Below are 25,321 nucleotides of genomic sequence, written 5' to 3'. Positions count from 1 at the left end.
CTCATGATGACCTCCATAATTGGAACGCTATTGTTTATCATCTTTTCATTCCGCTTTATGGTCATCATCTGCCTATTTCTATGGAACGGAATATTGTATGTCGCTTTGACCCAGATTACCAATAATCCTGCTTTAATGCATATAAAAAAGGTATTCCCCAAAACCATTAGTAATAAAAAAACAAGTCGCTTGCATTATGAAAAAAATTAACCTATCCGCATATCATCCCATTTTGGACATTCAAGACCATATCGTGTTCGCAAATAACGGTAATGTGGTTTTATGCTATCAAGTGGAAAATCCCGAAATTTACTCGCTGTCCGAGTCGGACTTTGAGGACATTCACGGAGCGTGGTTTCAAGCGTTCAAATCATTGCCTGTGGCTACTGTTATCCATAAGCAAGACATCTATCAAAAAGACCACTATGTGGCAGATGAGTTGCCCAATGATACTTTTTTGCAAAAGGCTACCCACGATTATTTTAAAGGAAGAGAATATATCGAACATACTTCGTATCTCTTCTTTATCCTTCCTTACAATAAAGCATTGAATGCGGCCAAGTTTACCAATCCATTCCGACCTGTGGAAAAGGGAATTCATCAGCAAATGGACGATCATGTGCATGAATTTATCGCTTCGGTCAACGATGCCGTTTCCTTTGTCAATAACAGCCGTAGGGTGTCTCTGAGACCATTAAAGGCAGATGAAATTAGTAGCATCACTGATGCTTACTTTAATGGGTTCAATGAGGGTTTTGATACCGATATTCAATTGGGGAAAACGAATATTGAAATTGGAGAAAATCATTTTGATGTGCTCGCCATCAATAGCGAACTATGTTTTGGTGATGTGGTTCAAAGCAGCAAAACCAACGATAAATTCACTTCGGACGACTTTGTGTTCCACCAAGGCTTTATGGATGGATTGGGACTTAATCTAAACGAAAACCATATTGTCAATCAAATTATCTATTTGGATGACAAACACAAATGGCGAAAGCTGTTGGATAAGAAAATTGAAGAACTTAAAAAGAGTTCCAATTTTGGAACACAGAACAAGGTCATCTTAAAAAAGATTGAAGACATTGTTGCTCAAATTAATCAGGACGATTCGTCCAGAATTATCCGAGGACATCTAAACATTGTGTTTTGGGCTCGAGAAGCCCGAGAGCTGGCGAATATAGCCTCCAAGATTAAAACGGAGTTTAAGGAATTGGATATAGTTCCGTATTACCCTAAAGGCGAAGAACGAAAGCATTATTTTTTAAATTCCTATTGTTGTTTTAGTTCAAATTTCTCCAATGAAGATTTGTTTGTAACCGATTTAAAACACGCTCTTTGCCTGTATAGCAACAATACCAATTATAAGTCTGATGCCACAGGTGTTATCTTTAATGACAGACAACATAACATTCCGGTATTGAAAGATGTATGGGATGAAAAAAAGAAACGCATCAAAGCTCGAAACTTTGCCATTTTCGCCCCTACGGGAGAAGGCAAATCCTTTTTAGCAAATAATATTCTACGCCAATATTTTGAGCAAAATGTCCGACTCGTCATCATTGATTTAGGTGGTTCCTATTCCAAATTCGCCAAACTCTATCCGGATGAGCATATCATACTGCGTTATGAACAGGGGAAAAATTTAGGGATCAATCCTTTCTTTATATCCAACATAAACGACTTGACACCGGAACGGTTGGAAGATTTGACAATCTTTCTTTTAGAGCTTTTGGCTTCCGGTAAAGCAACGACCAAAGCAGAAGAAGTAGCGGTCAAAAAAGTGCTTCGATACTACTACCAAAAAGGTGTCAATGACACCCATTCTTTGGAAAATCTCTACCAGTTTGTGGATGCCAAAAAGAACACCCTTTTAGAAGAACTGCGCATTCAAGAGCAACATTTTAATATCTATGATTTTCTGCACATTCTCTCGGAATATGTAGAGGATGGCTTGTACAGTTTTCTGTTCCATGTCAGCGAAGACCAGACCTATAAAATTGAAGATAAAAGACTGATTGTTTTTGAACTCGATGAAGTCAAGGATAACAAGGAAATTCTTTCCGTAATGCTGAAATTGATAAAATCTGCCATTCAAAGAACCATTTGGAGAAACAAGGCCGAAAAAGGCATCATCCTTTTTGACGAGTTTGCCAAACAACTCAAATTTGAGAACGTACTGGAAAGTGTTGAATTTTACTACCAGGCCATCCGAAAACAAAACGGAGCGATTGGGATTATCCTGCAATCCATTAATCAATTGCCCAACAATTCCACATCGGCAAGTATTTTGGAAAACACACAGGTCATTTACAGCCTTCGCAACGAAAAAGGTTATGCTGAATTACAAAACAGATTAAACCTTTCCAGTCACGATTTAAACCAGTTAAAATCCATTCGAAACAACCTGACCGGAACACGAAAATATACCGAAATGTTTATCAAAATAGGAAAAGAAAGTAACATTTTCCGATTGGAAGTACCGCCAGAAGTCTTTGCTGCCTATCTCACAGATGGCAAAGAAAGCGAGACCATAATGGCTATTTATGAGAAGACCAACCATATGGAAAAGGCCATCCAAGAATTTATCCATCAGCAGTCCTAAACTGTATGTAGAATTAACCTCTAAAACTTAAAAAATGAAAAACAGAATTAAAAAAGCAACAGTAACCGCAGCACTGCTACTATTGGTGAGTGCCGCTGGCATCGCGCAAGGAGCACCAGTATATGATAACACCAATTTTATCAGTTTGGCAAAGCAACTATTTGAATCCGCTAAACAAACTTCACAGCTCTTACAAACCGTTGAATTCTTACAAGAACAAAAGGAGAATATCAATAAGGTTAACCATGTGATCCGACAATTGAAAGCTGTTCGGCAATTGGTAAGAAACAACCAACGACTCTATGCTATCATTCAAGACGATTTAAGAGAAATTCTCCATTCTCCTTTTATCAAACCTGATGAAGTTACACGGATATCCGATTCCTTTACTGCAATTTTAGAAAACTCCTTAGAGAGCTTGGACTATATCGATCAAATATTATCTAGCGATAACTTGAAAATGACCGATGCCGAACGTGCCTCAGTCCTAAAAGAAAAAGAAGTACAATCCCAAGAAATGGTCGCAGAAATTGAGGCAAAGACAAGACGCTATCAGGAGATTATCTCTTTTCGTGAGATGCAACATAAAATCAATAACCGAGAAACCAATTACTAATGTCAGGGATTTTTTTAGGCATAGGGCTAGAATATATAGACACCGTTTTTCAAACGATAAAAAACAGTGATTTCTCCCAATATACTATTGTGGGGATGAAGACGCTGGCTATCTTGTTCTTTCTCATCAACATCCTAAAAAAGTATAATGAAGGTGTCGCCAATAAGGAGGGGTATACTTGGGGATTGACACCTTCAGAACTGGCAAAGAATTTTGCGGTAGTTATTTTGGTGCTATTCTCCACACAGGTATTGGATGTTTTCGATACCATTTTGGTAGCTATTGAAACCCAATATCGGGACACGGCACCCGCACTCCTCCCGCTTTTGATGCAGGACATCGACATCGAACAGGATGTGGGTGCTTGGGATGCCGCCAAAAAAGCAATGGCGATGCTTTACGAGGCTCTGGTTACACCCTTATACGGATTAAAGCTATTGTCCTTCATCATTGGAGTACTTCTGTGGCTGTTGGATTTATTTATCTACCCTTTATTCCTAGCGGAACGCTTCTTTTTACTGGGTATCATGCAAGCATTTTTTCCTTTTGTCATCAGTTTAGCAGTTTTTGAAAAGTTCCGGACTTTGGCGTACAATTTTTTTAAGCTCTACGCTGGCGTATATATGTTAGTTCCTGCTTTCTTTTTGGTCAATGTTTTCGTAAACAACTTGTATACAGAAATCAATACCAATTTTTGGAGCGACCTTTTTGGCACGGATTGGGGAAGTAATTTTTTTGCACCGCTTTTACAATTAGGCTCTATCGGATTTATCGTATTGCTAAAATTCAAATTATACCGGAGAGCGACCTCCTTCACGTTTAAACTTTTTACCGGCTAAGTGCCTATGGCACATTTGGCAAATATCCTACATACTATAAAAAAACAAATGAAGACACCTTATAAAAATATATATACCATTTTAAAGCTCAACCGCTTTATTGTATTGACCGTAGTTATTGGAGCTGTGCTTACCTGCATTGTTTCCGTACTAATGGTTATGAAATTGCACAAAGAAACGGTAAACAATGCTTTTGTGGTCAATACCGATGGCAGTGTTATTCCCTTAAAACTGGTTTCCCAACAAGAAAATTTAAAAGTAGAAGTCTTGGCACAATTGGAGTTGTTCCATACCTATTTCTACAACATAGATGCAAGCAATTACGAGAAGAACTTGGAAAAAGCTTTGTGGTTGGGCAATAGTTCTGTAGATGCTTTGTACCGACAGAAAAAAGCAGATGGAGTCTATAACCGCTTACTGCAATACTCTTTGGTTCAAAAAGTATTGAATATCGAATCCAAAGTTGATATTCAAAACGAACCCTACAAGTTTGAAACTAAAACCATTTTTGAAATCAATCGAGGATCGATAACCGACACTTATGAGTTGACCACCACTGGAAATTTGATGCATGTGGATAGGAACTTTCCAAACAATACGCACGGATTGCTGATTACCAACTTTTTTGAAAGCTCATTACGAAAAGTCCCTAATGGACAATAAAAAATAATTATGAAAGTAGAAAAAAATAAAATAGTATTTGCCGCTATGTTGGTCTGCATCCTGCTTTTTATAGGTGGTTATGCCATGCTCATATTAGGAGAAGACGAAGAACCAACGATAGAGAACAACCAGATTCCTGTACCGAAACTGGAAGACGACCAAAAGGAATACGATTCCAAATTGGATGCTTTGAACGATTTAAAGGAAGTTAGAGAGACTAATGCTCCAAGTATTTATGATGAACGTCTGTTGGATTCCTCCGGTGTATATGACCCTGATTTATTGAACAAGAAAAAAATGCAGATGGTGGATAGTATCTACCAACAAGGGCAGATTCGATATTCAGAAAGAACGTTTGAGAATATCAATCCCAGATATACTTCTCCGAAACCAATTAAAAAGAAGGAAAAAGATACAACGGATAGTATGGAAGAAGAAGAAACGGATGTGGAAGCCAAAGAACGCGCTTTAGAACATCAGCTCTTTTTTGCTTCCCATCCTATAAAAAATAACGATTTGAATGCACGAGATACGGATGAGTTTATATATGTGCGGGTGGATGGTACGCAAACGGTAAAGACCAATTATCGTTTACAGATGCGGTTGCTAAAAGATACGATCATTTATGGACAAAACTATCCTAAAAATACACCCATTTATGGATTTGTAAATTTTAAGCCCAATCGGGCAATAATTGCGATTGAAAATATCAATCATCAGCCTGTAAAGCTAAAAGCTTTTGATCTTCAAGATGGTAGCGAGGGTATTTATGTGGAGAACAGTTTTAGCGCAGAAGTTATCAATGAAGTCGTTGGAGATATGGTAGATGACATCAATATTGCAGGTGTACCACAGATAAGTGGTTTCAAAAAGATTTTTCAACGTAACCATAAAAATGTTAAGGTTACGATAACCGATAACTACAAACTTATTTTAAGAATTCCTAAAACCAAATTCCAAGGAAAGCCCATGATGGGCAATTAATAAATTTACGCTTATGAAAACATATATCAACTTAATGCTCTTCGCTTGTTCTATGTCAATAGTTGCGCAGCAACCCCTAGACACCATTTATGCCAATGATCAGAAAAACGTAGCCTTGTTTTTTTCCAATTCCATATGACAGGGTATCACAGGAGCTTCCCATTTTGTATTCACTTACAACCGTGAAAAAGAACAATATTTTGGATTGTTACAGGCAAAGCCTGGAGAAGAAAGCAATCTCCTTACCGTGACTAAGGATGGTCAAGTGTACTCGTATATTCTAAAATATTCCAAAGAACTTCCAAAACTCAATTATTTTATCCATGAAAATGAAAGTATCGGCAGTGAGCAATCAGAAAGCATAAAACAGAAGCCAATCGTCGAATCACTAAATGAGGATGCCAACAGGATAATACACTTTCAAAAAATAAGTGAATATCTGTGGAGAACCAGAGTGGAAAGTTTAGCTACAAAACGCCAAAAGGGCATGAAGATATCTCTGCAAAAAATGGTTTATGATGCTTCTGAAGTGTATTTGGTTTTGGAAATTAAAAACAAATCCGGAATCGATTTTGAAGTCGATTATCTGAAAGTGTACAGAACCAATGGCAATGAAAAACGGAAAGCTTCTTATCAAAGTTTAGAACAAGAAGTACTATACCAACACAACATGCCACAATCCGTTTCCGATGCAAAAAGCGAACGATTCATTTATGTCCTTCCAAAGTTTGTTTTAGGGAATAATGAAAAGCTAATGCTCGAATTGAAAGAGCTAAAAGGGAGTCGAAAGGTGGTTTTGGAAACTAGACTTTGAAAATTTTCGGAACTTTTAATGTTTAGTTTATAAAGATATTTATGGAGATGTCACCAATTGGAAACCAGCTTAAAAACCCTAGTATGAATTAAAATCCTAAATGAAATGAGAACTTATTGGAATACACCTGGAATTCCACATAAAGGTTGGGTTTTGGAGTATGTAATTGACATTAGAGAAGACGGGCAATCGGTTGAAGAAACTGAATATGAAACCTGTATGATGTGTAATAACGAAAGAATACGGTTTGTTCACGTTGTTTCTCATAAAGATTTTGGAGAAGATCTTAAAGTGGGCTGTATTTGTGCTGAAAAAATGACCAATGATTATATTAATCCAAAAAAACGAGAAAACAGCGCAAGAAATAAAACACAAAGACGAATTAACTGGTTGAAAAAAGACTGGAAAGTCAGCGAAAACAACAATTTATATGTAAAAGTTAAGGACCATCATATACTGATCTATAAAGATAGAAACACAAAAAAGTTTAAGTGCAAAATCGGGGAGCATTTTGGAAAAAAACAATTCGACACCATTGAAATTGCCAAAGTTGCTGCTTTTAATGGAATTGAATATTTTAAAGAAAAAAATCAGTGGTAATAGCCAATTCGATTAATAGATGGTTATAATTTATTGTTAGAGTTTAGTATGTAGAAATAAATAATTTATTAGAAATTGGAGTTAAATTAAAAGTGATGACAAAGAATGGAGTTATAATCTTAAATTATAACCATCTATTTATTAGAAATTGAGAACCCTGTTTAAAGCTTCATCAGCTTCTTTATGAATAAAATTGGATTGATAGTTTATGGTTGTTTTTAAGTCACTGTGGCGATAAAGCTTCTGAAGCATTAAGGGGTGTATAGAGTCTCCTGCAATATTTCCGAAGGTATGTCTTGCAATGTGCATCGTGACTTTTTTGCTGATTCCTGCTTTTTTCATAACGGACTTTAAGTTTTTATTGAACTTTTTTGTAGCCGTTTTTGTTTTGTTGTAAACATCTCTAGCATTGGTAAGGTCAGCTTTTCGCATCTCTGGAAAAATAAAATCATCATCACAAGATTTTTCAAAGACATAATGCTCTAGAATCTTGGCAACTTTATCGGGGATTAATAAAGACAATAATTTGGAGTTTTTACCCATTCTATAGTGTAGGCGACCATCATATATTTGTGACCAGCGAGTAAATAGAACATCCGAAACACGCATCCCGGCAAAGTAGAAACTGTAAAGCCATACATTCAAGGAATGTCTTTCAACATCAGAAAGATTATCAATTCTTTCAAGTTTCTTCATCTCTTGATGGTTCAATCCAATCTTTAACGTTTCTGGAAATTTGATTTTAAACTTACCAATTCCAAAGGGATATAATTCTTTACTTACAACTTTATCTTTAATGGAGCGATTGTATAATAACCGAATCAAAACCATTACGTTCATAGAGGTAGTTTCAGATAGTGCTGATGCTCCTTTCAGGTAAATTTTGAATTTTCTTAGAAACCTTTCATCAATTTCTTGGAAGGTAAGTTGCCGAGATTTACTGAACTTGACAATATAGCTAATCCAAGCAGAATCGGTGGAATGCCTATTGATTTTCTTTTCAGCTTCCAAAGCTTGAAGGTGCTCATCGGCATAATCAAAAAACGTCAAATTAGAGGTGGGTCTGTATATTTCGGTTTTGATTTGTCGAGCAGATGCGTCTTTGTCTGTAGTTTGAAGTGCAATTAAACCTTTTCTAGCTTCTGATAGTTTAGAGGACAACAGGTTATTCAAGTCAGCTGCATTTTGATGTGACTTTTTGACTTCAAGTTTTTTTTCGTCCCAATCCTCATTATCAATATAATGACCAACATGTTTGAAAGTTGACTGTCGATTTTTGGTAATACGTATAGCAAGAGGATAAAGCCCTTTACTGTTGGGCTTTTTACGTAGAACTAATTTTGCACTTGCAGACATCGTTGACCTATTTGTTTACGAAAGTCAAATCAGGTACAACATTTAGTTGAAAATCTACCCCAAAGGTACACATTTATTAGAATATTTGGGTACAACATAGGTACAACAAACGTTGATATTAATTGATTTTAAATGCAATCAAAAAAAATTAGAAAAGAATTAAATCATTGATAATGAGCTGATTTGACTTATTTTGAACAAATGTACGCTAGACTTAGGATCTAGTGCCGCAAGGTGTGAGAGTTCGAGTCTCTCCGCCTGTACAGTAATAGAAGCTTCTTAGAAATAAGGAGCTTTTTTTATGAAATTACTTTATTGTAAATGAAAATTCAGGAGTGACGAGAAGCCTGTCCCGAGCGATAGTCGAGGGGAGTCTCTCTTCCAATACAGTAATAAGAGTTTCTTAGAAAAAAGGAACTTTTTTAATTTTAAAAACAATTTTTTAGGAGTCTTTTGCGTTATAATTTTACGCTAAGCAAAATCAACCGAAAAATGAAAAAAAGAGTTGCCAAACTAAGTATCCGTTTTATAAATTATATGATAGCCTTACCATTGCTGGCTTTATTACTTTTTACCAACCAAAATAAGGAAATGAGTAAATTACTTATGGTTTTAAAAACAAGTACTGAATTTTAATAAAGTATTAATTGAAACTCCAATCTTTGTAACTAGAGCTAGCTTCTAATTTGGTTTCTAAATCATCTGGTAATGCTGGGAAAAAATCAATATTTGTCAATTTTTCAAGATGATCTATTGATACTACAAAAGTATAGAGTGGTTTTTTTGACGCTTCATGTGGTACTAAAAATGCAATGGCCTTAATCTTAGGTTCAGAATAATCCAGTAGAATTTTATAAAAGTGAGTTGGAACTGCAACTTTTTCGTGTCCAATAGTTTTTAAGTTTTTTGACAACACACCACCGGTAACCACAAATAATTGTTTGTCTTTACTAGCCCAATAACGTGTTTTTTGCTCTAATCTATTCCATACTCCTCCGTTAAAATCAGCTTTTTGAGGAGAAATGTTCGATGTTAAAAAAGTTTCATCAAAAGCAGTCTTAGAAAATTTCCTATCTCCGGCAGGACATAAATGACCTTTGGTATACCCTGATTTTTTATAATTTCTGTAATCTGCTGACTGTGTTTTAACTTTTTTATCTTGAATGAAATATGGGCGTTTTCTATTTGAACCTGAAAGATGGTCATTTGTTAATTCATACGCAACCCATTCTGCCTGCTCATAATTTTCATTGTACGAAAGACTGTAATATTGATGGTTAACTATTGTATTTGTAGTTGATGTAGGTAAGTAATTAAAACCTGAAACTGCTACTGGGTTTACATCAGTATCTATGGTATCATTCTTTGGAATAAAAAGATACATCACTAAACCCAATAAGAGTATTACAATAGGATAAACAAGGGCTTTTCTTTTCAAACCTATGATTTACTTTTTAAAGGGATTTCTTCAAAATTTTCCGATTTTGTAAGTTCTTTAAAAGTTTTTACCATATCTGCAGGTGGTTGTATTAGTTTTCGTTTGGTTAAATCTAACCAAGCACCCAGAACGATAATTTCAGCAGCTAGTACACCGTCTTCTCTATATATTTTATGTAAGAATTTAAATCGTTCTCCATTTTCAGATAATCCTTCTAAAAATAATTCAATCGTGATGTCTTCCCCTAAATTTACTTCTCTATAAAAAGTAGTTTCTTCCTTAAATAATATGGGACCGATATTTTCTTTTTGAAACCTATCCATGCCAAAGTTGTGTTCGTTTAAATAGCGAACCCTACTTTCTGCGGCATAATCGTTATAAGCCGTATGGCGTAAATGTCTGTTTGGGTCAAAATCTGACCAACGTGTTTTGAAAGTGTATTTAAAATTCATTTTTTTTAAATTAAGGCCATTCTAATTCTAATTCAATTTCAAGATTTTCAGTATCGTCTTTGTAAAGAATAAAGTTAGGTTTAGATATAGTGTATTGATTAAAATCAATATCCCTTTCATAGGGGGTGTCATAAATTAAACTTTCACCTATGTTATTCCCATCATCATCGACTAAACTTAATTTTAATATTCTATTTGGATTTAGGTACAAGTTCTTTGAAGAAACACTCCATGTCAAATCACCTTGATTTTCTTTAACATTTGAAATAAACCAATTTGTGAAATTAAAATCTTTGTCAAAAGGATGAAATTTTCCTTTTCGAATTCCAAAAATAACATCCGCTAGGCGGTTAACATCTTCATTTCCGAATTCAGAATCCCAAGTTTCATTAATTTTATAGAAAGACTTGATTTTTATATTTTTAATTTTTACTGCAGGACCTCTAATAATGTCAATTTCAATTGATTTTTCAATTTCTTCTTTGTTACTGTTTTTAATTTTAAAGTGAATTGTTTTTTTGTCTAGAGTATCAAAACTTAAATATACTTTCGCTATTTTTCCAAATCCAGAATTATCTGTTGTATATCTTGTTTGATTAAAATTAGTTTCAAAATTATCCGTAGATCCAATGATTTCGATAATATTTTCATCTGAAGTAATATTAATCTCAATTAGTTCATCAATTTCATAGGTGGTTTTGAAAGAAGATAACTCTAATTCAAATGCATCCTTTTCAATAGTATCCGAATCAGAATCGCAATTCGACAAGGAAGTCAATAAAAATAGTAAAAGTAATTTCTTCATTTATTTACCTAATTCAATACATTTTTAATTCGTTTAAACGCTTCTTTTAATTCTTCCGTTGACGCTGCATAAGAAAGTCTGATACAATCAGGAGCTCCAAAAGCACCTCCTGTAACCGTAGCTACATTCGCTTTTTCTAATAAAAACATTGAAAAATCTCCAGCATTATTAATGGTAACACCATCAATGGTTTTTCCAAAATAAGAAGATACATCAGGAAAAACATAAAACGCACCTTTTGGTGTATTTATATTAATTCCTTTAATTTCAGAGAGTAACTCTAAAACTAAGTCACGCCTTTTATGAAATTCATCAACCATAAACTGGATTTTTGACACCGGAGCATCTAATGCAGCTATTGTTGCACGTTGTGCAATACAATTAGCACCAGAAGTAATTTGACCTTGTATTTTGGTACATGCTTTTGCTATCCAAGCCGGACCACCCATGTAACCAATTCTCCAACCAGTCATGGCAAAAGCTTTAGCAACTCCATTTACAGTAATGGTTCTATCGTACATGCTTTCAATACTGGCAAAACTAAAATTAGGCTGACCATAATTGATATGCTCGTAAATTTCATCTGATAAGATATAGATATTTGGATATTTTTCTAAAACTTTAGCAAATGCTCTATATTCACTTTCCGTATAAACGGTACCACTTGGGTTATTAGGTGAATTAAAGAAAATTAATTTCGTTTTTGGCGTAATTGCAGCTTCTAATTGCTCAGGTGTAATTTTAAAATCTGTATCAATATTAGAAGGTATTTCTTTATAAGTCGCTTCTGCCAAAGTAGCAATGGCTGAATAGCTTACCCAATATGGAGCTGGTAATAAAACTTCGTCTCCTGGGTTTAGTAATACCAATGCAATATTAGCAATAGATTGTTTTGCACCTGTAGAAACTACGATTTGATTTGGACTATAGGTCAAATTATTATCACGCTTAAACTTCCTGCAAATAGCTTCGCGAAGATCTAAATAACCATCCACAGGTGAATAAGAGTTGTAATTATCATCAATGGCTTGTTTAGCGGCATCTTTGATAAAGTCAGGTGTGTTAAAATCTGGTTCACCTAAACTTAAACTGATAATGTCTTTACCTTCAGCCTTTAATTCGCGAGCTTTTGCCGCCATTGCTAAGGTTTCTGAAACTGGTAGATTATTAATTCTATCGGAAAGTTGTTGCATAATTGTTTGATAAATATTTAGACAACAAAATTAAAAAGAATAATGTAGAAACAACCTTAAATAATTATTAATTATCTAAAAGTTAGAATTTAAACTAATTAATAAGAATAGTGAAAATATTGATAAATGGAATACTGGTATGAGATATAACGAAAAACAGCTGCGATATCTCGCAGCTGTTTTTAATTTTTTGTGAATTCTATCTAAGCTATAGAAGGTTTTTTTCCTAAGACTTCTAACTGCTTATAATGTTCAATTACAGCTCTTCTAAACGTTTTATACTCGTTGTAAGGAAGGCTAAATTCTTTAGCAGTGTTTTTTACAATTTCAGCTAATTTTTTATAATGAACATGACTAATATTTGCGAATAAATGATGCTCAACTTGGTAGTTTAATCCACCAGTATAAAAACGCACTAACCAGTTTTTTGGAGCAAAATTAGAAGTCGTAAATAATTGATGAATTGCCCAAGTGTTTTTCATATTACCTACTTCATCTGGCATTGGCATTTCTGTATTTGGCATAACATGAGCCAATTGAAAAATTACACTTAAAATAATACCCGCCGTATAATGCATAATAAAAAATCCGATAAGTACTTTCCACCAAACGATACCAACAAATAATGGTAAGGCGACCCAAATGGCATAATAAATTATTTTACCAATGATTAATTTTGTCCATTGTGTAGCAGGATGTGGCATTTTTCCATAAGATAACTTACGTTTTAAGTATTGATAAGTTTGCTTAAAATCAGTAGTAATAGCCCAGTTTACGGTTAATAATCCATAAAGAAAAAAGGCGTAATACTTTTGATATTTATGAAAACTATGCCATTTAGCATGTTTTGAAAAACGGATTATTCTACCGGCATCAATATCCTCATCGTGCCCTTGAATATTTGTGTAGGTATGGTGAAGTACATTGTGTTGTACTTTCCAGTTGTAATCATTACCAGCAAGGATGTAAATACTACTTCCCATTAATTTATTTACCCACTTTTTACTAGAAAAAGATTCGTGATTGGCATCATGCATTACATTCATTCCAACACCAGCCATGCCAATGCCAACAACAATCATGCAAATAATTTGAGCCCACCAAGCCATAGGTAACGTAAGTACTAAAACTAATGGTGCTATGAGTAAAACAAACATAACAACTGTTTTAATGTACAATTGTCCGTTTCCTGTTTTTTTTATATTTTTTTCTTTAAAATATGTGTTAATTCGCTTATTGAGCGTCCTGAAAAACTTCGCAGAATCTACTCGTGAATATTTTATAGTCGTTTGAGACATGTGTATTAGGTAGTTTAATGAACTGCAAATTTACGCAATTTTTGTTTTTCTGTAGGTTTTTAGGGATGAATTGTTAAATATTTAACAAAAGATGGTAGCTTTGCCGTTTACTATTATGGAAATAATTTCGACATATTTTAAGGAACTTTCTGATGAGCAAATTAGTCAGTTTAAACAATTAGAGCAATTGTATGCATTATGGAATGCACAAATTAATGTAATATCTAGAAAGGATATTGAAACCTTGTATGAAAGACATGTGCTTCATTCTTTGGGTATTGCTAAGGTGCAGCCTTTTGTGCCAAAATCAAAAGTTTTAGATGTAGGTACTGGTGGTGGTTTTCCTGGAATTCCTCTTGCTATTTTGTTTCCTGAAACACGATTTTTATTGGTAGACTCTATTGGTAAAAAAATAAAAGTAGTACAAGAGGTAGCCAAGGCGTTAGGACTTCAGAATGTAAAAGCTCAGCACATCAGAGCGGAAAGCGTAAAAGGAGAATTCGATTTTATTGTAAGCCGTGCCGTTACTAATATGGATGATTTCGTAAAATGGACTCGTAAAAAGGTTGCCAAAAAACAGCGACATGAGCTTAAAAATGGTATTCTATACTTAAAGGGTGGCGATTTAACGGAAGAATTAGTCAATTTTCCGAAAGCGACAACATATAACTTATCAGACTATTTTAAAGAAGACTTTTTTGAAACTAAGAAAGTGGTGCATGTACCGTTGAAGTTTAAGCCTTAGTAATAATTAAGATCCAATTGCAATGAATCTTTTATTTATAGGTGCTATGAGAAAACCAGAAGCACCTGTTATATAACCTGGTACTTCTGGCATTTTATTTTATACTATGTTCTTGAAGATTTTTAATTTTCCAAATAGCCAAACTTGCCATTATTGAAATCATTAAAGGCTTCCATTAACTCTTCTTTTGTGTTCATTACAAAAGGGCCATGGGCGGCAATAGGTTCATCAATAGGTTCTCCACTTAAAACTAAAACAATAGCATCATCTATGGCTTCAACCTCAAAATTTTCGCCATCGGTCGCCATGAGGGCTAGATGGTCTGTTGGAGCTTTTTCACTACCATTAATTAAAATGCTGCCTTCCACAACAAGTAATACAGTGTTATAGTTGGCAGGAAAATGAAATGCAGCTTTGCCACCTTTGTTCAGTTTAGCATTAAACATATGCAATGGTGTAAATGTTGAAGCAGCTCCTTTAATGCCTTCATATTCACCTGCAATTACTTCAATTTGTCCAGCATTATTTTCCAATTGAAAACGGTTAATGGATTCGTTATTTATAGCTTGGTACTTTGGAGCACTCATTTTGTCCTTTTTAGGTAAGTTTACCCAAAGTTGCACCATTTGAATATCGCCACCCGTTTTACTCCATTCTTCTTCGTGGTATTCTTTGTGTAACACACCACTTGCTGCAGTCATCCATTGCACATCACCTTCTTCTATAACTCCGCCACCACCGCTGCTGTCATGATGAGCTACCTTGCCTTTATAGGCTATAGTAACGGTTTCAAAACCTCTATGAGGATGCACACCAACCCCTTTTGGTTTATGAGAAGGAGGGAAGTGGTAGGTTGAATTGTAATCTAACATTATAAACGGGTTCATCCGTTGCATGTCAAGTCTAAATCCACTGGGGATAAAGTTATGTACACGAAAGCCATCTCCAACAAAATGTGGAGCTTTTGGACTGGCTACTAATTCTACTGTTTTTGTTTTCATATCATTTAATTTTATACCACAAATGTACAATGAGCAAAAAACCTGTGCATTGATGTATGATAAGAACTACCCTTTAAAGTTTTTATGAGCCAATTCTTTGCGGACTCTGCTTAGGCTCTCTGGGGTAATACCTAAATAGGAGGCGATCATTGTTTGCGGAACTCTCAAAAGTATGTCTGGATACATTTTAACAAATTGTAAATACCTGTCTTCCGCAGCAGCACTTAGTAATAAATTGATTCTATTTTGTAAATGAAGAATATGATTGTGTAGTAATTTATTGTTGAAATCTGTAAACGATGATATTTTCTCAGCAAGTAATTGAATGAAATTTTCATCTATCATTGCTACTTGACTTTCTTCCAATGCTTGGATGTAATAGGCGGAAGGTCTATTAAAATAGGCACTTTCTCTATCGGTTACAAACCAATTTTCGGGAGCAAAAGATAGTATGTGTTCTTTGCCTTTTTCGTCAATTGAATATTGTCTCAATAACCCTTTCTCTACAAAAAAGGTATGCTTACAGTGTTCATTTTTTTGTAATAAGAACTCATTTTTTTTAACCCTTTTAATGGTGCAGTTATCTACTATTGACAAAATTTCCTTTTCGTCAATATCAAGATTAGAAGTCAAGAACGTTTTAAGATTAATAGTATTCATCTCGTCTTTGATTAAGAATTAATTTGCCTCTTCATGTTCTATAACTTCATCTTTATTCCATCCTGTTAATCCAGCTGAAACTACAAACTTCATTACGTCACTTGAGTTTATATCTACTGTTTTAATATTGGCTCGAGGTACAATAAATAATTCACCAGAAAAATTATAAGAATGAGGAAAATAGACAGCAACCTTATCCATTTCTCCTAATAGCTCTAAATTTTCTTCTGTTATAAATCCTAATTTTTCTAAATCAGAATTTAAATTAACTTTAACCAGTACCGGTTTGCTAAATTTCTTTTCCTTACCTACAAAAGCAGAAAATAAGTCATTAAAGGCAGAGTAGATAAAATTTAACAACGGAACGCGTTCAATCAGGTTTTTAAACAATTTACGCAATGGATCTGCAATAATTGTTCGTCCTAAAAACCCTACGAAGATTAAAAATAATATAAGTGTTAAAACACCTAATCCGGGAATTTTAATATCGAAAAATTTAAGTAATAAATCTTGTAATAATCCATCCGAAAAAGTGAAAACAGCATAAATAATGTATGCAGTTATACCTAGGGGTGCAATATATAATAAGCCTTGTAAGAAATAATTGACTAGTTTTTTCATCTGTTACTATTTATGGTTTTTTATAGGTCAAATGGAATGCCAATTTTAATATTTAGTTTGGTGTAAAAGTATATAATAATGGCATTTCATGATAATGAAATAATATGGTTAATTTTTAATTGGTAACTCTAGTTATAGCGTGAATTTGTATCGGTTCTAAAAGTTGTTGGTTTTTATTTTTTTGCGATTGAATTTTTAAAACGACATCCATTCCTTTTGTAACTTGTCCAAATGCAGCAAAGCCTTGCCCGTCAGGGTTGCGTTTTCCACCAAAATCTAATTCAGGCTGATCATTTATACAAATAAAAAAGCTACTTGTAGCACTGTTCGGTTCACTTCTTGCCATTGATATAGTGCCGTTTTCATGTAAAATCTCAGTTACCGCTGTAGTTTCAATTTTTATGGGTGCTCGTTCAGACCCTTCGGTAATGTTACCCCCTTGAATTACTTGAATTTTGATGGTCCGTTCAGCTTCGTTCTCTTGAGTACAGGTTCTAAAGAAACTACTGTTGTTATAGGCAGTACTATCTACATATTGTAAAAAATTTTGAACAGTAATTGGTGCTTTATCATCATACAATTCAACTTCAATCTTACCCAAAGAGGTCTCAATTAAGCATTTCGTTTGCTTTTGAGATTGGATGGTTTGAATAATGAATAACAGTATCAGCGATAATAAGGCTTTTTTCATCTCGTTTCTTTAGCGTTTAAAATTAGTAATTTAATTAGCCAATTATCAAAATGATACTATTTATTAATAAAAAACCACGGCAGTTGCCGTGGTTGTAATATAGATATTAAGAACCTACTTTTTTATAAGTCTATAATTTATGCTTTTGTTAATGTTGCTATTAAGTTTTACCAAATAGATACCTGAAGTAATCTTGTCTAAGTTTAGTACATAATTATGAGCATTTGGTTTTGCTTGATAAACTTCTTGTCCTAGGGTATTGTAAACAGAAATAGCAGTAATTATTTCTTGAGAAGAAACCGTCAATTGTTCATCAATTGAAATAGGATTTGGATATAATTTTATATTCTCTAAAGAAAAATTATCTACACTCAACGCAGCTGATGCTAATTTTCTAATTCTATGATTTTTATAATCGGTTATAATAACATTACCAGAATTGTCAACAGCAATACCTGAGGGTTGATTTAATTCAGTGTTAGTACCAATTTGTCCATCACCATTAAAGCCTCCAGCCGATCTTCCTGTTCCACCTGAGCCTATAATTGTATTGATAATGCCGTCTGTAGTTATTTTTCTAACTCTTTGATTAACCGCGTCAACAATATAAATGTTACCGTCATTATCTAAAGTGATCCCATTTGGTTCATATAATTCAGCATCAATTGCCAATCCACCATCTCCACTAAATGGTTGAAATCCTCCTTTACCAGCAATCGTAGTAATTATGCCATTGGTATCTATTTTCCTGACTCTATAGTTATTTCTGTCTGAAAAATAAATGTTTCCAGTCGCATCAATGGTTATACCACTTGGACTTTTTAATTCTGCAAGAGTTGCTAATCCTCCATCTCCGCTGAAACCATAAGTTCCTGTACCAGCAATCGTATTAATCACACCATTAGTGGTTACTTTTTTAATTTTATGATTTTGCCAATCGGATATGTAAATATTTCCAGAGGCGTCAATCGCAATATATTGTGGACTATTTAATTGTGCTGATGTGGCTTGCCCTCCATCTCCACTATCTCCATTTGTTCCATTTCCTGCTACGGTTGTAATGTTACCACTTGTGTCTAGTTTTCGTACTCTATCATTTGCTCTATCAATAAAATAAATATTACCAGTTGCATCAACAGCTAATCCATGCGGTGTCTGCACGTCTGGAAATTCTATAATATCTGAAATAATGCCATTAACATCTATTTTTCTAATAATAGAATTAGTAATTTCTGAAAAATAAATGTTTCCATCATTATCAATTGCAATTCCAGTAGGATAACTTAGTTCGGCATCAGTAGCTAATCCATTAACAACGTCGTGTCCATTACTTCCACCCCCTGCAATGGTGGAAACATTTCCATATTGTGAAAATGAAAATTGAAAGGTTAAAAGTAAAATTAAAAAGTAAAAGTGTTTCATGTATAAGTGTTTTAAAATTTAGGAAAACAAAAGTATCTGTTTTTTTTTGTGTTTGAGTTTTATAATAAAGAAAACCCTTCATTAAATTTTAATGAAGGGTTTTTAAAATGTAAGCTTTATATACGATTAGATTTACTCACCTAAAAAAGGATATTTGTAATCTGTTGGTGTTACAAAAGTCTCTTTAATGGTACGGTTACTAACCCAACGCAATAAATTCCAAATAGAACCTGCTTTGTCATTTGTTCCTGAAGCTCTCGCTCCGCCAAAAGGTTGTTGACCTACAACAGCTCCTGTTGGTTTATCATTGATGTAGAAATTACCTGCAGCATTTTCTAATGCATTTGTAGCGTAGTCAATAACATATCTATCTGCACTGAAAATAGCTCCAGTTAATGCATATTCAGAAGTTTCATCAACTAATTTCAATGAATCTTTCCAGTCTTTATCATCATAAACATAAATGGTGATTACCGGGCCAAATAATTCTGTACACATGGTAGTGTATTTTGCGTCTTTGGCTAAAATAACTGTAGGTTCAATGAAATAACCTTTTGATTTATCATGATTACCACCGGCTACAATTTCTGCATCTTTATCTTGTTTTGCTTGATCTATAAATCTTGATATTTTATCAAAAGAAGCTTCATGAATTACTGCATTTACAAAATTTGAAGTATCGTCTGGGCTACCTACTTTAATAGATTTTAAATCGGCAACCACATATTTTTTAACATCAGCCCATAAGCTTTCCGGAATGTATGCTCTAGAGGCTGCTGAACATTTTTGTCCTTGGTATTCAAATGCTCCTCTTGTAATTGCTGTTGCAACCTGTTTTGCGTTAGCAGAAGGGTGACTCCAAATAAAATCTTTTCCTCCTGTTTCACCAACAATTCTTGGATAGGTTTTATAGTTACCAATGTTTTCACCAATTTGCTTCCATAACATTTTAAATACATGCGTTGAACCTGTAAAGTGAATGCCAGAAAATTCGCGATGGCTTAAAATAGTATCACTAATCATAACAGGATCTCCGTAAACTACATTTATTACGCCATCAGGTAAACCTGCTTCTTTAAATAATTCTACAATTACTTGAGCAGAATATATTTGATGATCAGAAGGTTTCCATACACAAACATTACCCATCATTACTGGTGCTGCACATAAGTTTGCTGCAATAGAAGTAAAGTTGAAAGGAGTTATAGCATAAGTAAATCCTTCTAAAGGTCTGTATTCCATCCTGTTCCAAATACCAGGACTTGAAATAGGCTGATTTGCATAAATTTCTGTCATAAATTCAACATTGAATTTAAAGAAATCTATCATTTCACAAGCTGCATCAATTTCAGCTTGCATTACGTTTTTAGATTGACATATCATTGTAGCCGCATTCATTCTGTCTCTATACGGTCCGGCAAGTAGTTCAGCTGCTTTTAAAAAGATGGCTGCACGGTGTTCCCATGGTGTTTTAGACCAAGCTTCACGAGCTTCAAGTGCATTAGCAATTGCTTGTTCAACATGTGATTTTTCTGCCTTATGATAGTGCCCAACAGTATGTTGGTGGTCATGTGGTGGGTGAATAGATACAGTATTACCTGTTCTTATTTCTTTACCTCCAATGTAAAAAGGGATATCCGCTTTTTCATTGTACATTTTTTTATAAGTATCTAATAAACTCTTTTTTTCAGGGCTATTAGGTGCATAAGTTTTTACAGGTTCGTTTACTGCTTTGGGTACATTATAAAATCCGCTTGCCATATGTAATGTGTTTTTATAAAATTCGACTAATTTTGTCGCAAAGTTACAAATAGTAAATAAGAAAAACGAAGCACTAATTGTAAATTCTAGAACCCTATTTACAGGGGGGTGTTTTTTACTGTTTAGCGTGTTTTGTACCATTTAATTTTGTAACATTTTTGTACTAAGATTTTAAAACTATAATCTCATAATAAATAAGTATGTGTACGGTTACCTTTCTTCCTTTACATAAAACGGATTTTATCTTGACCTCGAGTAGGGATATTCCGTTTTCTCGCGAAAAGGCTTTGCCGCCGAAAAATTATGAAGAAGATGGTGTAAAACTTAGCTATCCAAAAGATGGAAAGGCAGGTGGTTCGTGGATAGGTACAAGCTCTAAAAACAGATTAATCTGCTTGTTAAATGGTGGGTTTGTCGATCATATTTCTTTAACAAATTATAAAATGAGTAGGGGGTTAATTGTAAAAGAGCTCCTTAAGGTTGAAAATATCCATAACGGATTAAAAGCATTGGATTTAAAAGGAGTAGAGCAATTCACTTTAGTTATTGTAGATTGGAATAAAACGTTAGAGTTGATTGAGTTTGTTTGGGATGGAGAAAATAAACATATAAAAAACATGGAGTTAGAGCCGCAAATTTGGTCTTCTTCGACATTATATGACGAAAGGGTAAAACAATTACGTCGGAATTGGTTTGAGCAATGGCAACAGGAAAACAAAATAAATCAAGAAAATATATTAAATTTTCATCATAATGCAGGTATTGGAGATCCTACTATTGATGTGATGATGGATAGAAAAGTAGGAGGTACAGTAAGTATTACTTCTATTTATAAAGAAAAGAATAGTTTAGGTATGGTTTATGAAGATGTTAAAACCTATAAAAAATCTAAATTAATAATTCAATAACTTCTAATTGATTTTTCCTTTGGAGAGGTTAGAATTGACTTTTTTTACAATTCTAGGTGAGGTTATGTAATTCTAATAAAAAAAGTGCGTTATAATTCGCACAAGATATTATGATAAAAAAAATTAATTACATTTTTGTTTTTGCTTTGCTGTTAATTTGTACAAGCTGCTTTGAAATTATTGAAGAGGTTAGTTTAAATGAAGATGGCTCAGGTAAAGTTACATTAACACTAAACCTAAGCAGAAGTAAAACAAAAATAAATTCAATAATGCTATTAGATAGTGTTAATAATTACGAAGTTCCATCAGAGCACGAAATCAGGCAACATTTTGCTGATATGGTAAAAACAGTAAAAAATACTGGAGGTATAACTAATGTAACCAATTCTATAAATCTAGAAGATTATATTTTTACGCTCTCATGTGATTTTAATGATGTTGATGCTCTAAATATGGTCGTTTCAAATTTTAGCTCTAAAGAAGAAGCCAAAAGGATAAAGAATCATAAACATTTTAGTTATGATAAAACGAATCAACTTTTTACAAGGAGCTATCATTACGATTTAGCTAAAGAAATTAAAAAAACGAAAATGGAAGATAGGGAAGTTTTTAAAACAGCATCCATTACAACCATATATCGTTTTCCAAAAGGAATAGCTTCTAGCAGTAATAATGCAGCAAAAATTTCAAAAAGTAAGAAAGCAATTATGTTAAAAATATCTGCACAAGATATTATCAATCAAAATAAATCAATTAAAAATCAAATCAAATTACAGAAATAAAAATCACTAAAATTAGTATATGAAAAAGATAATGCTAACCCTAGCCCTAGCTGCAACAACGTTTAGTTTTGCACAACAATTAGAAAGTAAGATACCCGCAAATGCACAAGCTGTAATTTCAGTTAATGGTAATAATGTTTTTGACTTAATTTCCTTAACAGATTTTGATACGAATGCATTAGGTAAAGAAATGATTAAGGAATTTAAACGAGAAAATGAAGACTTTAATGGTTTAGCCGATTTTGGTGTTGATTTAGAATCTAAAGCATTTTATTTTTACCAACCTTCAGATAGTATTTCATATCATAGTTTTATTTTAAAAATTAAAGATAGAAAACAATTTGAGGCGATTTTCAACATGTCTAGTAAAAATGAAATCGTGAAACAAGGTAATGTAAGTAGTTTTACAGATCATAATACGGCTATTATGTGGAATGATAATATTCTATTGTTTATAGGCGGAGATAAGTCTTATAGTTATTTTGACGAACATAAAGAAAGACTTATGGGTGAATTTGGTGGTGATGATCAAGACTATTATGATGTTAAAAAAGTAGTTGTAGCTCAATGGATTTCTAATTATTCGAGTAAAATATTTAATTATAACGGAGCTTCAATACTTTCAAATAAAAACTACGTAAAATCTATCGATAAAAATGCAGAAGCTTCAGCATGGATTAATAGCTATGGAGAGTTAATGGGTGGTGTTATGGGTGGACTAAGTTATTATATGGGTGGTATAAGACCCGATTATACGAGTTTAGGTTTCGGAACTATGAATGCTCATCTATATTTTGAAAAAGGTGAAGCCAAAATAACTACGAACATGGAAGTTGACGATACATGGAAAAAGGCAATTAAAAACATCTATAAATCTAAAATTGATCAATCATTTTTTAAGTACTTTAATGAAAAAGAAATTATTGGTTATACCAGTGTTGCAATGAGTACAGAAGCGGTATTGGATGAATATCCTAATTTAATTTCTCAAATTTATGGAGGTATGTTGCCAGACTTTAAAGAAGAAATGGAAGTTGGTGCAGAATTGTTTTCAGTGCTTATAGATGAAGAGGCTGTTGGTGATTTAATTACTGGTGATATGTTATTTGTTTTAAATGATTTGGGAGAAAAGGAAGTTACTTATACAACTTATGAATATGATGATGACTATAAAGAAACTGAAGTAACAAAAACGAAAACGGAAATGAATCCTGAATTTACAATTATGGTAGGTTCTGAAAATGAAAAATTACTTTTTAAATTAATTAAGTTAGGTGTTAAGCACAAAGCATTAGAACAAAATGCGAATTACTACAAGCTTAATTTACCTAATAAAACGCCATTTGATCTTTATGCAGTAATTAAAGACGAAATTGTATTTCTTACTTCATCAGAAAAACAATTGGCAAACATTATTAGCCCTAATCCTGTTTCATTTACTGGAGAACATAAAAAATTGATTCGTAAAAATGCAGCAGTTATGTATTTGGATGTTAAAAAATTATTGGCAAAAATTCCAAGTGAAGACTTAAGACGCGATGAAAAGAAGATGTTCTCATTTGCTAGTGATAATATAAACAGTGTTCATTATAAAACAGGGAAAATGAAAGGCAATAGCATGGTTTCTGAATTTGTAGTTGATACAGCAGATAATCGTGAAAACTCACTAAAAGTATTGCTAGATTTTATGGATTTTATGATGAAGTAATAGTTTAATATGCGTAAGAAGGGACTCTATTTTTTTATTGTAGTAGTGATTGTATTGGTTGTACTTTATGTATGGCGATATAAGCAAGCACAAATATTTGAAAATAGAGTTCCGGCTAACGCAACAAGTGTGGTTAATGTCAATCTTAGGCAGATAGAAAATCATTTATTATTTGATTTTTTAACCAACCCAATTACCTATTTAAAGTCTCGTAAAAAGAAAGATTCAATAAAAAAACCACGAACCTCTTTAACCAAAGGGATTAGTATTCCTCGAAATGTTTTGTTTTATACCAATCCAACTGATTTAAATAGTAATTGGTTTAGCAGTATTGTTGACATTAATGATACAGAAGAATTATTTAAATTTTTGCTTAAGGAGGGTTTTAAGAAAACTGAAAATGAGGGTGTTATTTTTTTTAGCAAGGCTAATTTTGTTTTATCCATAAAAGGAGAGCGGTTAATTATAGCCTTAAAAACGAATCATAAAGTTCCTGTTAATGCTGCTGTAGTAGCGTTATTTAGTGAGAAAGATTATTTGACAGAAGATGCTGAAATTTTAAGACCTATAGTGAATAGCGGTAGTGATATATGCTTCTCATTGGGTGAAGATGAACTAAATGCTAATTTTAAAGAGGGTTTGTTTGAGTTAGAGGGTTCTCTAAAATCTGATTTGTTTTTAGCTAATGAAAATCCAATAGCTGATGCGGATGGAGTTATTTCAATGTCAGGTCAGTTAAACAGGAATAATGCTGTATTCAAGCAATTTTTAACGGATAAAAAGGATAAGTTCAATGCGTTTACCCATTTGTCTTTAGATTCTATTGTTGATAAATGGAATGGGAACTTCAATATGAATATTACTTCCATTGAGCAGAAAACAGATACTATAGTTTCTTATGAATATGATGATGATTTTAATAAAGTAGAAATTAAATCTACTCAAGAAAAGAGCATTCCTAAATTATATTTAGGCTTAGGTCAAGAAAATACTTCTGTTTTGTCCGATTATTTCTATAGTAAAAATGCTATTCAAATTATTGAGAACGACACCGTGTTTACGACCATTCCAATTTTTAAATTTTTAGTAACTAATGCCGGTGATAATTTTGAATTACGCGTAAATAAACGAGGGAACACCTCAAATGACGCTACTAAAGCATCAAAATTGAATCTGTACGTTGATGTGGAAAAATACGAACATAGCCCACTAGATTTTCCGTTAAATAAAGATCAAGAAAAACTTCTAAAAACAATAAAAACTGCAAAATTAGATTGGGCAACAGATAATCGCTTCTCCATGAAAATTAATATTAAAGATGTTAATCGTAATTTTTTAGGGAAACTGTTAAAACAGTAA

Annotated in this window: 24 protein-coding genes and 1 pseudogene; 13 read left to right on the top strand and 12 right to left on the bottom strand. The window is 33.3% G+C overall.

Translation table 11 applies throughout. The features are described from left to right. Positions 1-196 precede the first annotated feature (196 nt). From FF125_RS18130 to FF125_RS18100, 7 genes and pseudogenes are all read left to right on the top strand, one after another. Positions 197-2,605, top strand: coding sequence for a TraG family conjugative transposon ATPase (locus FF125_RS18130; RefSeq protein ID WP_138951142.1), 2,409 nt, complete (start codon positions 197-199; stop codon positions 2,603-2,605). A 34-nt stretch (positions 2,606-2,639) separates the two neighbouring features. Next, positions 2,640-3,221, top strand: coding sequence for a conjugal transfer protein (locus FF125_RS18125; RefSeq protein ID WP_138951141.1), 582 nt, complete (start codon positions 2,640-2,642; stop codon positions 3,219-3,221). Further along, positions 3,221-4,060 (top strand): hypothetical protein, encoded by an 840-nt coding sequence (locus tag FF125_RS18120; protein ID WP_138951139.1) that lies wholly within the window; start codon positions 3,221-3,223, stop codon positions 4,058-4,060. The genes FF125_RS18125 and FF125_RS18120 overlap by 1 nt, the downstream gene beginning before the upstream one ends. 48 nt (positions 4,061-4,108) lie before the next feature. Further along, the gene (locus tag FF125_RS18115) at positions 4,109-4,723 is read left to right on the top strand and encodes a conjugal transfer protein TraK (RefSeq protein ID WP_138951137.1); all 615 of its coding nucleotides are present in this window, start codon (positions 4,109-4,111) and stop codon (positions 4,721-4,723) included. Positions 4,724-4,732: 9 nt separating this feature from the next. Then, positions 4,733-5,707 (top strand): conjugative transposon protein TraM, encoded by a 975-nt coding sequence (gene traM / locus FF125_RS18110; RefSeq protein ID WP_138951135.1) that lies wholly within the window; start codon positions 4,733-4,735, stop codon positions 5,705-5,707. A 13-nt stretch (positions 5,708-5,720) separates the two neighbouring features. After that, positions 5,721-6,521: pseudogene (locus FF125_RS18105) on the top strand (DUF4138 domain-containing protein). 105 nt (positions 6,522-6,626) lie between these two features. After that, a complete protein-coding gene (locus tag FF125_RS18100) occupies positions 6,627-7,121 on the top strand; it encodes a hypothetical protein (RefSeq protein ID WP_138951133.1) in 495 nt (164 codons plus the stop codon). A 141-nt stretch (positions 7,122-7,262) separates the two neighbouring features. Here FF125_RS18100 and FF125_RS18095 read toward each other — a convergent pair whose 3' ends face one another. After that, positions 7,263-8,477: a site-specific integrase gene (locus FF125_RS18095; RefSeq protein WP_138951131.1), complete on the bottom strand. Its 1,215-nt coding sequence runs from the start codon at positions 8,475-8,477 to the stop codon at positions 7,263-7,265. A 492-nt stretch (positions 8,478-8,969) separates the two neighbouring features. Between FF125_RS18095 and FF125_RS21985 the strand changes: the two genes are divergently transcribed. After that, a complete protein-coding gene (locus FF125_RS21985) occupies positions 8,970-9,113 on the top strand; it encodes a hypothetical protein (protein ID WP_157972798.1) in 144 nt (47 codons plus the stop codon). 7 nt (positions 9,114-9,120) lie between these two features. Here FF125_RS21985 and FF125_RS18090 read toward each other — a convergent pair whose 3' ends face one another. The 5 genes from FF125_RS18090 to FF125_RS18070 all read right to left on the bottom strand — a co-directional run bounded on the left by FF125_RS18090 (position 9,121) and on the right by FF125_RS18070 (position 13,663). Then, a complete protein-coding gene (locus FF125_RS18090) occupies positions 9,121-9,915 on the bottom strand; it encodes a DNA/RNA non-specific endonuclease (protein WP_250629618.1) in 795 nt (264 codons plus the stop codon). Positions 9,916-9,917: 2 nt separating this feature from the next. Beyond that, positions 9,918-10,367: an acyl-CoA thioesterase gene (locus FF125_RS18085; protein WP_138951129.1), complete on the bottom strand. Its 450-nt coding sequence runs from the start codon at positions 10,365-10,367 to the stop codon at positions 9,918-9,920. Positions 10,368-10,377: 10 nt separating this feature from the next. Further along, a complete protein-coding gene (locus tag FF125_RS18080; RefSeq protein ID WP_138951127.1) occupies positions 10,378-11,172 on the bottom strand; it encodes a hypothetical protein in 795 nt (264 codons plus the stop codon). A gap of 8 nt (positions 11,173-11,180) precedes the next feature. Next, entirely contained in the window at positions 11,181-12,365 is a 1,185-nt protein-coding gene (locus FF125_RS18075) for a pyridoxal phosphate-dependent aminotransferase (protein ID WP_394344109.1), read from the bottom strand. Between the two features lie 203 nt (positions 12,366-12,568). Continuing rightward, positions 12,569-13,663 carry a fatty acid desaturase family protein gene (locus FF125_RS18070; protein WP_138951125.1) on the bottom strand — a complete coding sequence of 365 codons (1,095 nt, stop codon included), beginning with the start codon at positions 13,661-13,663 and terminating at the stop codon, positions 12,569-12,571. A gap of 115 nt (positions 13,664-13,778) precedes the next feature. Between FF125_RS18070 and rsmG the strand changes: the two genes are divergently transcribed. Continuing rightward, positions 13,779-14,408, top strand: coding sequence for a 16S rRNA (guanine(527)-N(7))-methyltransferase RsmG (gene rsmG, locus FF125_RS18065; protein WP_138951123.1), 630 nt, complete (start codon positions 13,779-13,781; stop codon positions 14,406-14,408). Between the two features lie 122 nt (positions 14,409-14,530). On the opposite strand, the gene FF125_RS18060 is transcribed toward rsmG, so the two are convergent. The 6 genes from FF125_RS18060 to pruA form a co-directional block, all read right to left on the bottom strand. Next, complete coding sequence (locus FF125_RS18060; RefSeq protein ID WP_138951121.1) at positions 14,531-15,409, bottom strand: pirin family protein; 879 nt, start codon at positions 15,407-15,409, stop codon at positions 14,531-14,533. A gap of 66 nt (positions 15,410-15,475) precedes the next feature. Next, the gene (locus FF125_RS18055; RefSeq protein ID WP_138951119.1) at positions 15,476-16,069 is read right to left on the bottom strand and encodes a Crp/Fnr family transcriptional regulator; all 594 of its coding nucleotides are present in this window, start codon (positions 16,067-16,069) and stop codon (positions 15,476-15,478) included. 18 nt (positions 16,070-16,087) lie between these two features. Beyond that, complete coding sequence (locus tag FF125_RS18050; protein WP_138951117.1) at positions 16,088-16,690, bottom strand: DUF502 domain-containing protein; 603 nt, start codon at positions 16,688-16,690, stop codon at positions 16,088-16,090. Between the two features lie 115 nt (positions 16,691-16,805). Further along, a complete protein-coding gene (locus FF125_RS18045; RefSeq protein WP_138951116.1) occupies positions 16,806-17,381 on the bottom strand; it encodes a peptidylprolyl isomerase in 576 nt (191 codons plus the stop codon). A gap of 114 nt (positions 17,382-17,495) precedes the next feature. Further along, positions 17,496-18,803, bottom strand: a complete 1,308-nt coding sequence (locus FF125_RS18040) for an NHL domain-containing protein (RefSeq protein ID WP_138951114.1) — start codon at positions 18,801-18,803, stop codon at positions 17,496-17,498. A 132-nt stretch (positions 18,804-18,935) separates the two neighbouring features. Further along, positions 18,936-20,564: an L-glutamate gamma-semialdehyde dehydrogenase gene (gene pruA / locus FF125_RS18035; RefSeq protein WP_138951112.1), complete on the bottom strand. Its 1,629-nt coding sequence runs from the start codon at positions 20,562-20,564 to the stop codon at positions 18,936-18,938. Between the two features lie 200 nt (positions 20,565-20,764). Here pruA and FF125_RS18030 point away from each other — a divergent pair, with 200 nt between their 5' ends. From FF125_RS18030 to FF125_RS18015, 4 genes are all read left to right on the top strand, one after another. Further along, positions 20,765-21,472, top strand: a complete 708-nt coding sequence (locus FF125_RS18030; protein ID WP_138951110.1) for an NRDE family protein — start codon at positions 20,765-20,767, stop codon at positions 21,470-21,472. A gap of 110 nt (positions 21,473-21,582) precedes the next feature. Beyond that, positions 21,583-22,254 (top strand): hypothetical protein, encoded by a 672-nt coding sequence (locus FF125_RS18025; protein WP_138951108.1) that lies wholly within the window; start codon positions 21,583-21,585, stop codon positions 22,252-22,254. 19 nt (positions 22,255-22,273) lie between these two features. Beyond that, entirely contained in the window at positions 22,274-23,962 is a 1,689-nt protein-coding gene (locus FF125_RS18020; protein WP_138951106.1) for a hypothetical protein, read from the top strand. A 9-nt stretch (positions 23,963-23,971) separates the two neighbouring features. Beyond that, a complete protein-coding gene (locus FF125_RS18015) occupies positions 23,972-25,321 on the top strand; it encodes a hypothetical protein (protein WP_138951104.1) in 1,350 nt (449 codons plus the stop codon).

This window comes from Aureibaculum algae, assembly GCF_006065315.1.
Taxonomy (GTDB): Bacteria; Bacteroidota; Bacteroidia; order Flavobacteriales; family Flavobacteriaceae; genus Aureibaculum; species Aureibaculum algae.
This window is presented reverse-complemented; position numbering and strand designations above follow the sequence as displayed.

Excerpts from the sequence above, each read along its gene's own strand:
- FF125_RS18055 (WP_138951119.1), bottom strand. The coding sequence starts at position 16,069 with ATGAATACTATTAATCTTAAAACGTTCTTGACTTCTAATCTTGATATT.
- FF125_RS18115 (WP_138951137.1), top strand. The coding sequence starts at position 4,109 with ATGAAGACACCTTATAAAAATATATATACCATTTTAAAGCTCAACCGC.
- FF125_RS18015 (WP_138951104.1), top strand. The coding sequence starts at position 23,972 with ATGCGTAAGAAGGGACTCTATTTTTTTATTGTAGTAGTGATTGTATTG.
- FF125_RS18030 (WP_138951110.1), top strand. The coding sequence starts at position 20,765 with ATGTGTACGGTTACCTTTCTTCCTTTACATAAAACGGATTTTATCTTG.
- pruA (WP_138951112.1), bottom strand. The coding sequence starts at position 20,564 with ATGGCAAGCGGATTTTATAATGTACCCAAAGCAGTAAACGAACCTGTA.
- FF125_RS18080 (WP_138951127.1), bottom strand. The coding sequence starts at position 11,172 with ATGAAGAAATTACTTTTACTATTTTTATTGACTTCCTTGTCGAATTGC.
- FF125_RS18075 (WP_394344109.1), bottom strand. The coding sequence starts at position 12,365 with ATGCAACAACTTTCCGATAGAATTAATAATCTACCAGTTTCAGAAACC.
- FF125_RS18070 (WP_138951125.1), bottom strand. The coding sequence starts at position 13,663 with ATGTCTCAAACGACTATAAAATATTCACGAGTAGATTCTGCGAAGTTT.
- FF125_RS18085 (WP_138951129.1), bottom strand. The coding sequence starts at position 10,367 with ATGAATTTTAAATACACTTTCAAAACACGTTGGTCAGATTTTGACCCA.
- FF125_RS18125 (WP_138951141.1), top strand. The coding sequence starts at position 2,640 with ATGAAAAACAGAATTAAAAAAGCAACAGTAACCGCAGCACTGCTACTA.
- FF125_RS18025 (WP_138951108.1), top strand. The coding sequence starts at position 21,583 with ATGATAAAAAAAATTAATTACATTTTTGTTTTTGCTTTGCTGTTAATT.
- FF125_RS18040 (WP_138951114.1), bottom strand. The coding sequence starts at position 18,803 with ATGAAACACTTTTACTTTTTAATTTTACTTTTAACCTTTCAATTTTCA.
- FF125_RS18060 (WP_138951121.1), bottom strand. The coding sequence starts at position 15,409 with ATGAAAACAAAAACAGTAGAATTAGTAGCCAGTCCAAAAGCTCCACAT.
- FF125_RS18020 (WP_138951106.1), top strand. The coding sequence starts at position 22,274 with ATGAAAAAGATAATGCTAACCCTAGCCCTAGCTGCAACAACGTTTAGT.
- FF125_RS18130 (WP_138951142.1), top strand. The coding sequence starts at position 197 with ATGAAAAAAATTAACCTATCCGCATATCATCCCATTTTGGACATTCAA.
- FF125_RS18120 (WP_138951139.1), top strand. The coding sequence starts at position 3,221 with ATGTCAGGGATTTTTTTAGGCATAGGGCTAGAATATATAGACACCGTT.
- FF125_RS21985 (WP_157972798.1), top strand. The coding sequence starts at position 8,970 with ATGAAAAAAAGAGTTGCCAAACTAAGTATCCGTTTTATAAATTATATG.
- traM (WP_138951135.1), top strand. The coding sequence starts at position 4,733 with ATGAAAGTAGAAAAAAATAAAATAGTATTTGCCGCTATGTTGGTCTGC.
- FF125_RS18045 (WP_138951116.1), bottom strand. The coding sequence starts at position 17,381 with ATGAAAAAAGCCTTATTATCGCTGATACTGTTATTCATTATTCAAACC.
- FF125_RS18095 (WP_138951131.1), bottom strand. The coding sequence starts at position 8,477 with ATGTCTGCAAGTGCAAAATTAGTTCTACGTAAAAAGCCCAACAGTAAA.
- FF125_RS18100 (WP_138951133.1), top strand. The coding sequence starts at position 6,627 with ATGAGAACTTATTGGAATACACCTGGAATTCCACATAAAGGTTGGGTT.
- rsmG (WP_138951123.1), top strand. The coding sequence starts at position 13,779 with ATGGAAATAATTTCGACATATTTTAAGGAACTTTCTGATGAGCAAATT.
- FF125_RS18050 (WP_138951117.1), bottom strand. The coding sequence starts at position 16,690 with ATGAAAAAACTAGTCAATTATTTCTTACAAGGCTTATTATATATTGCA.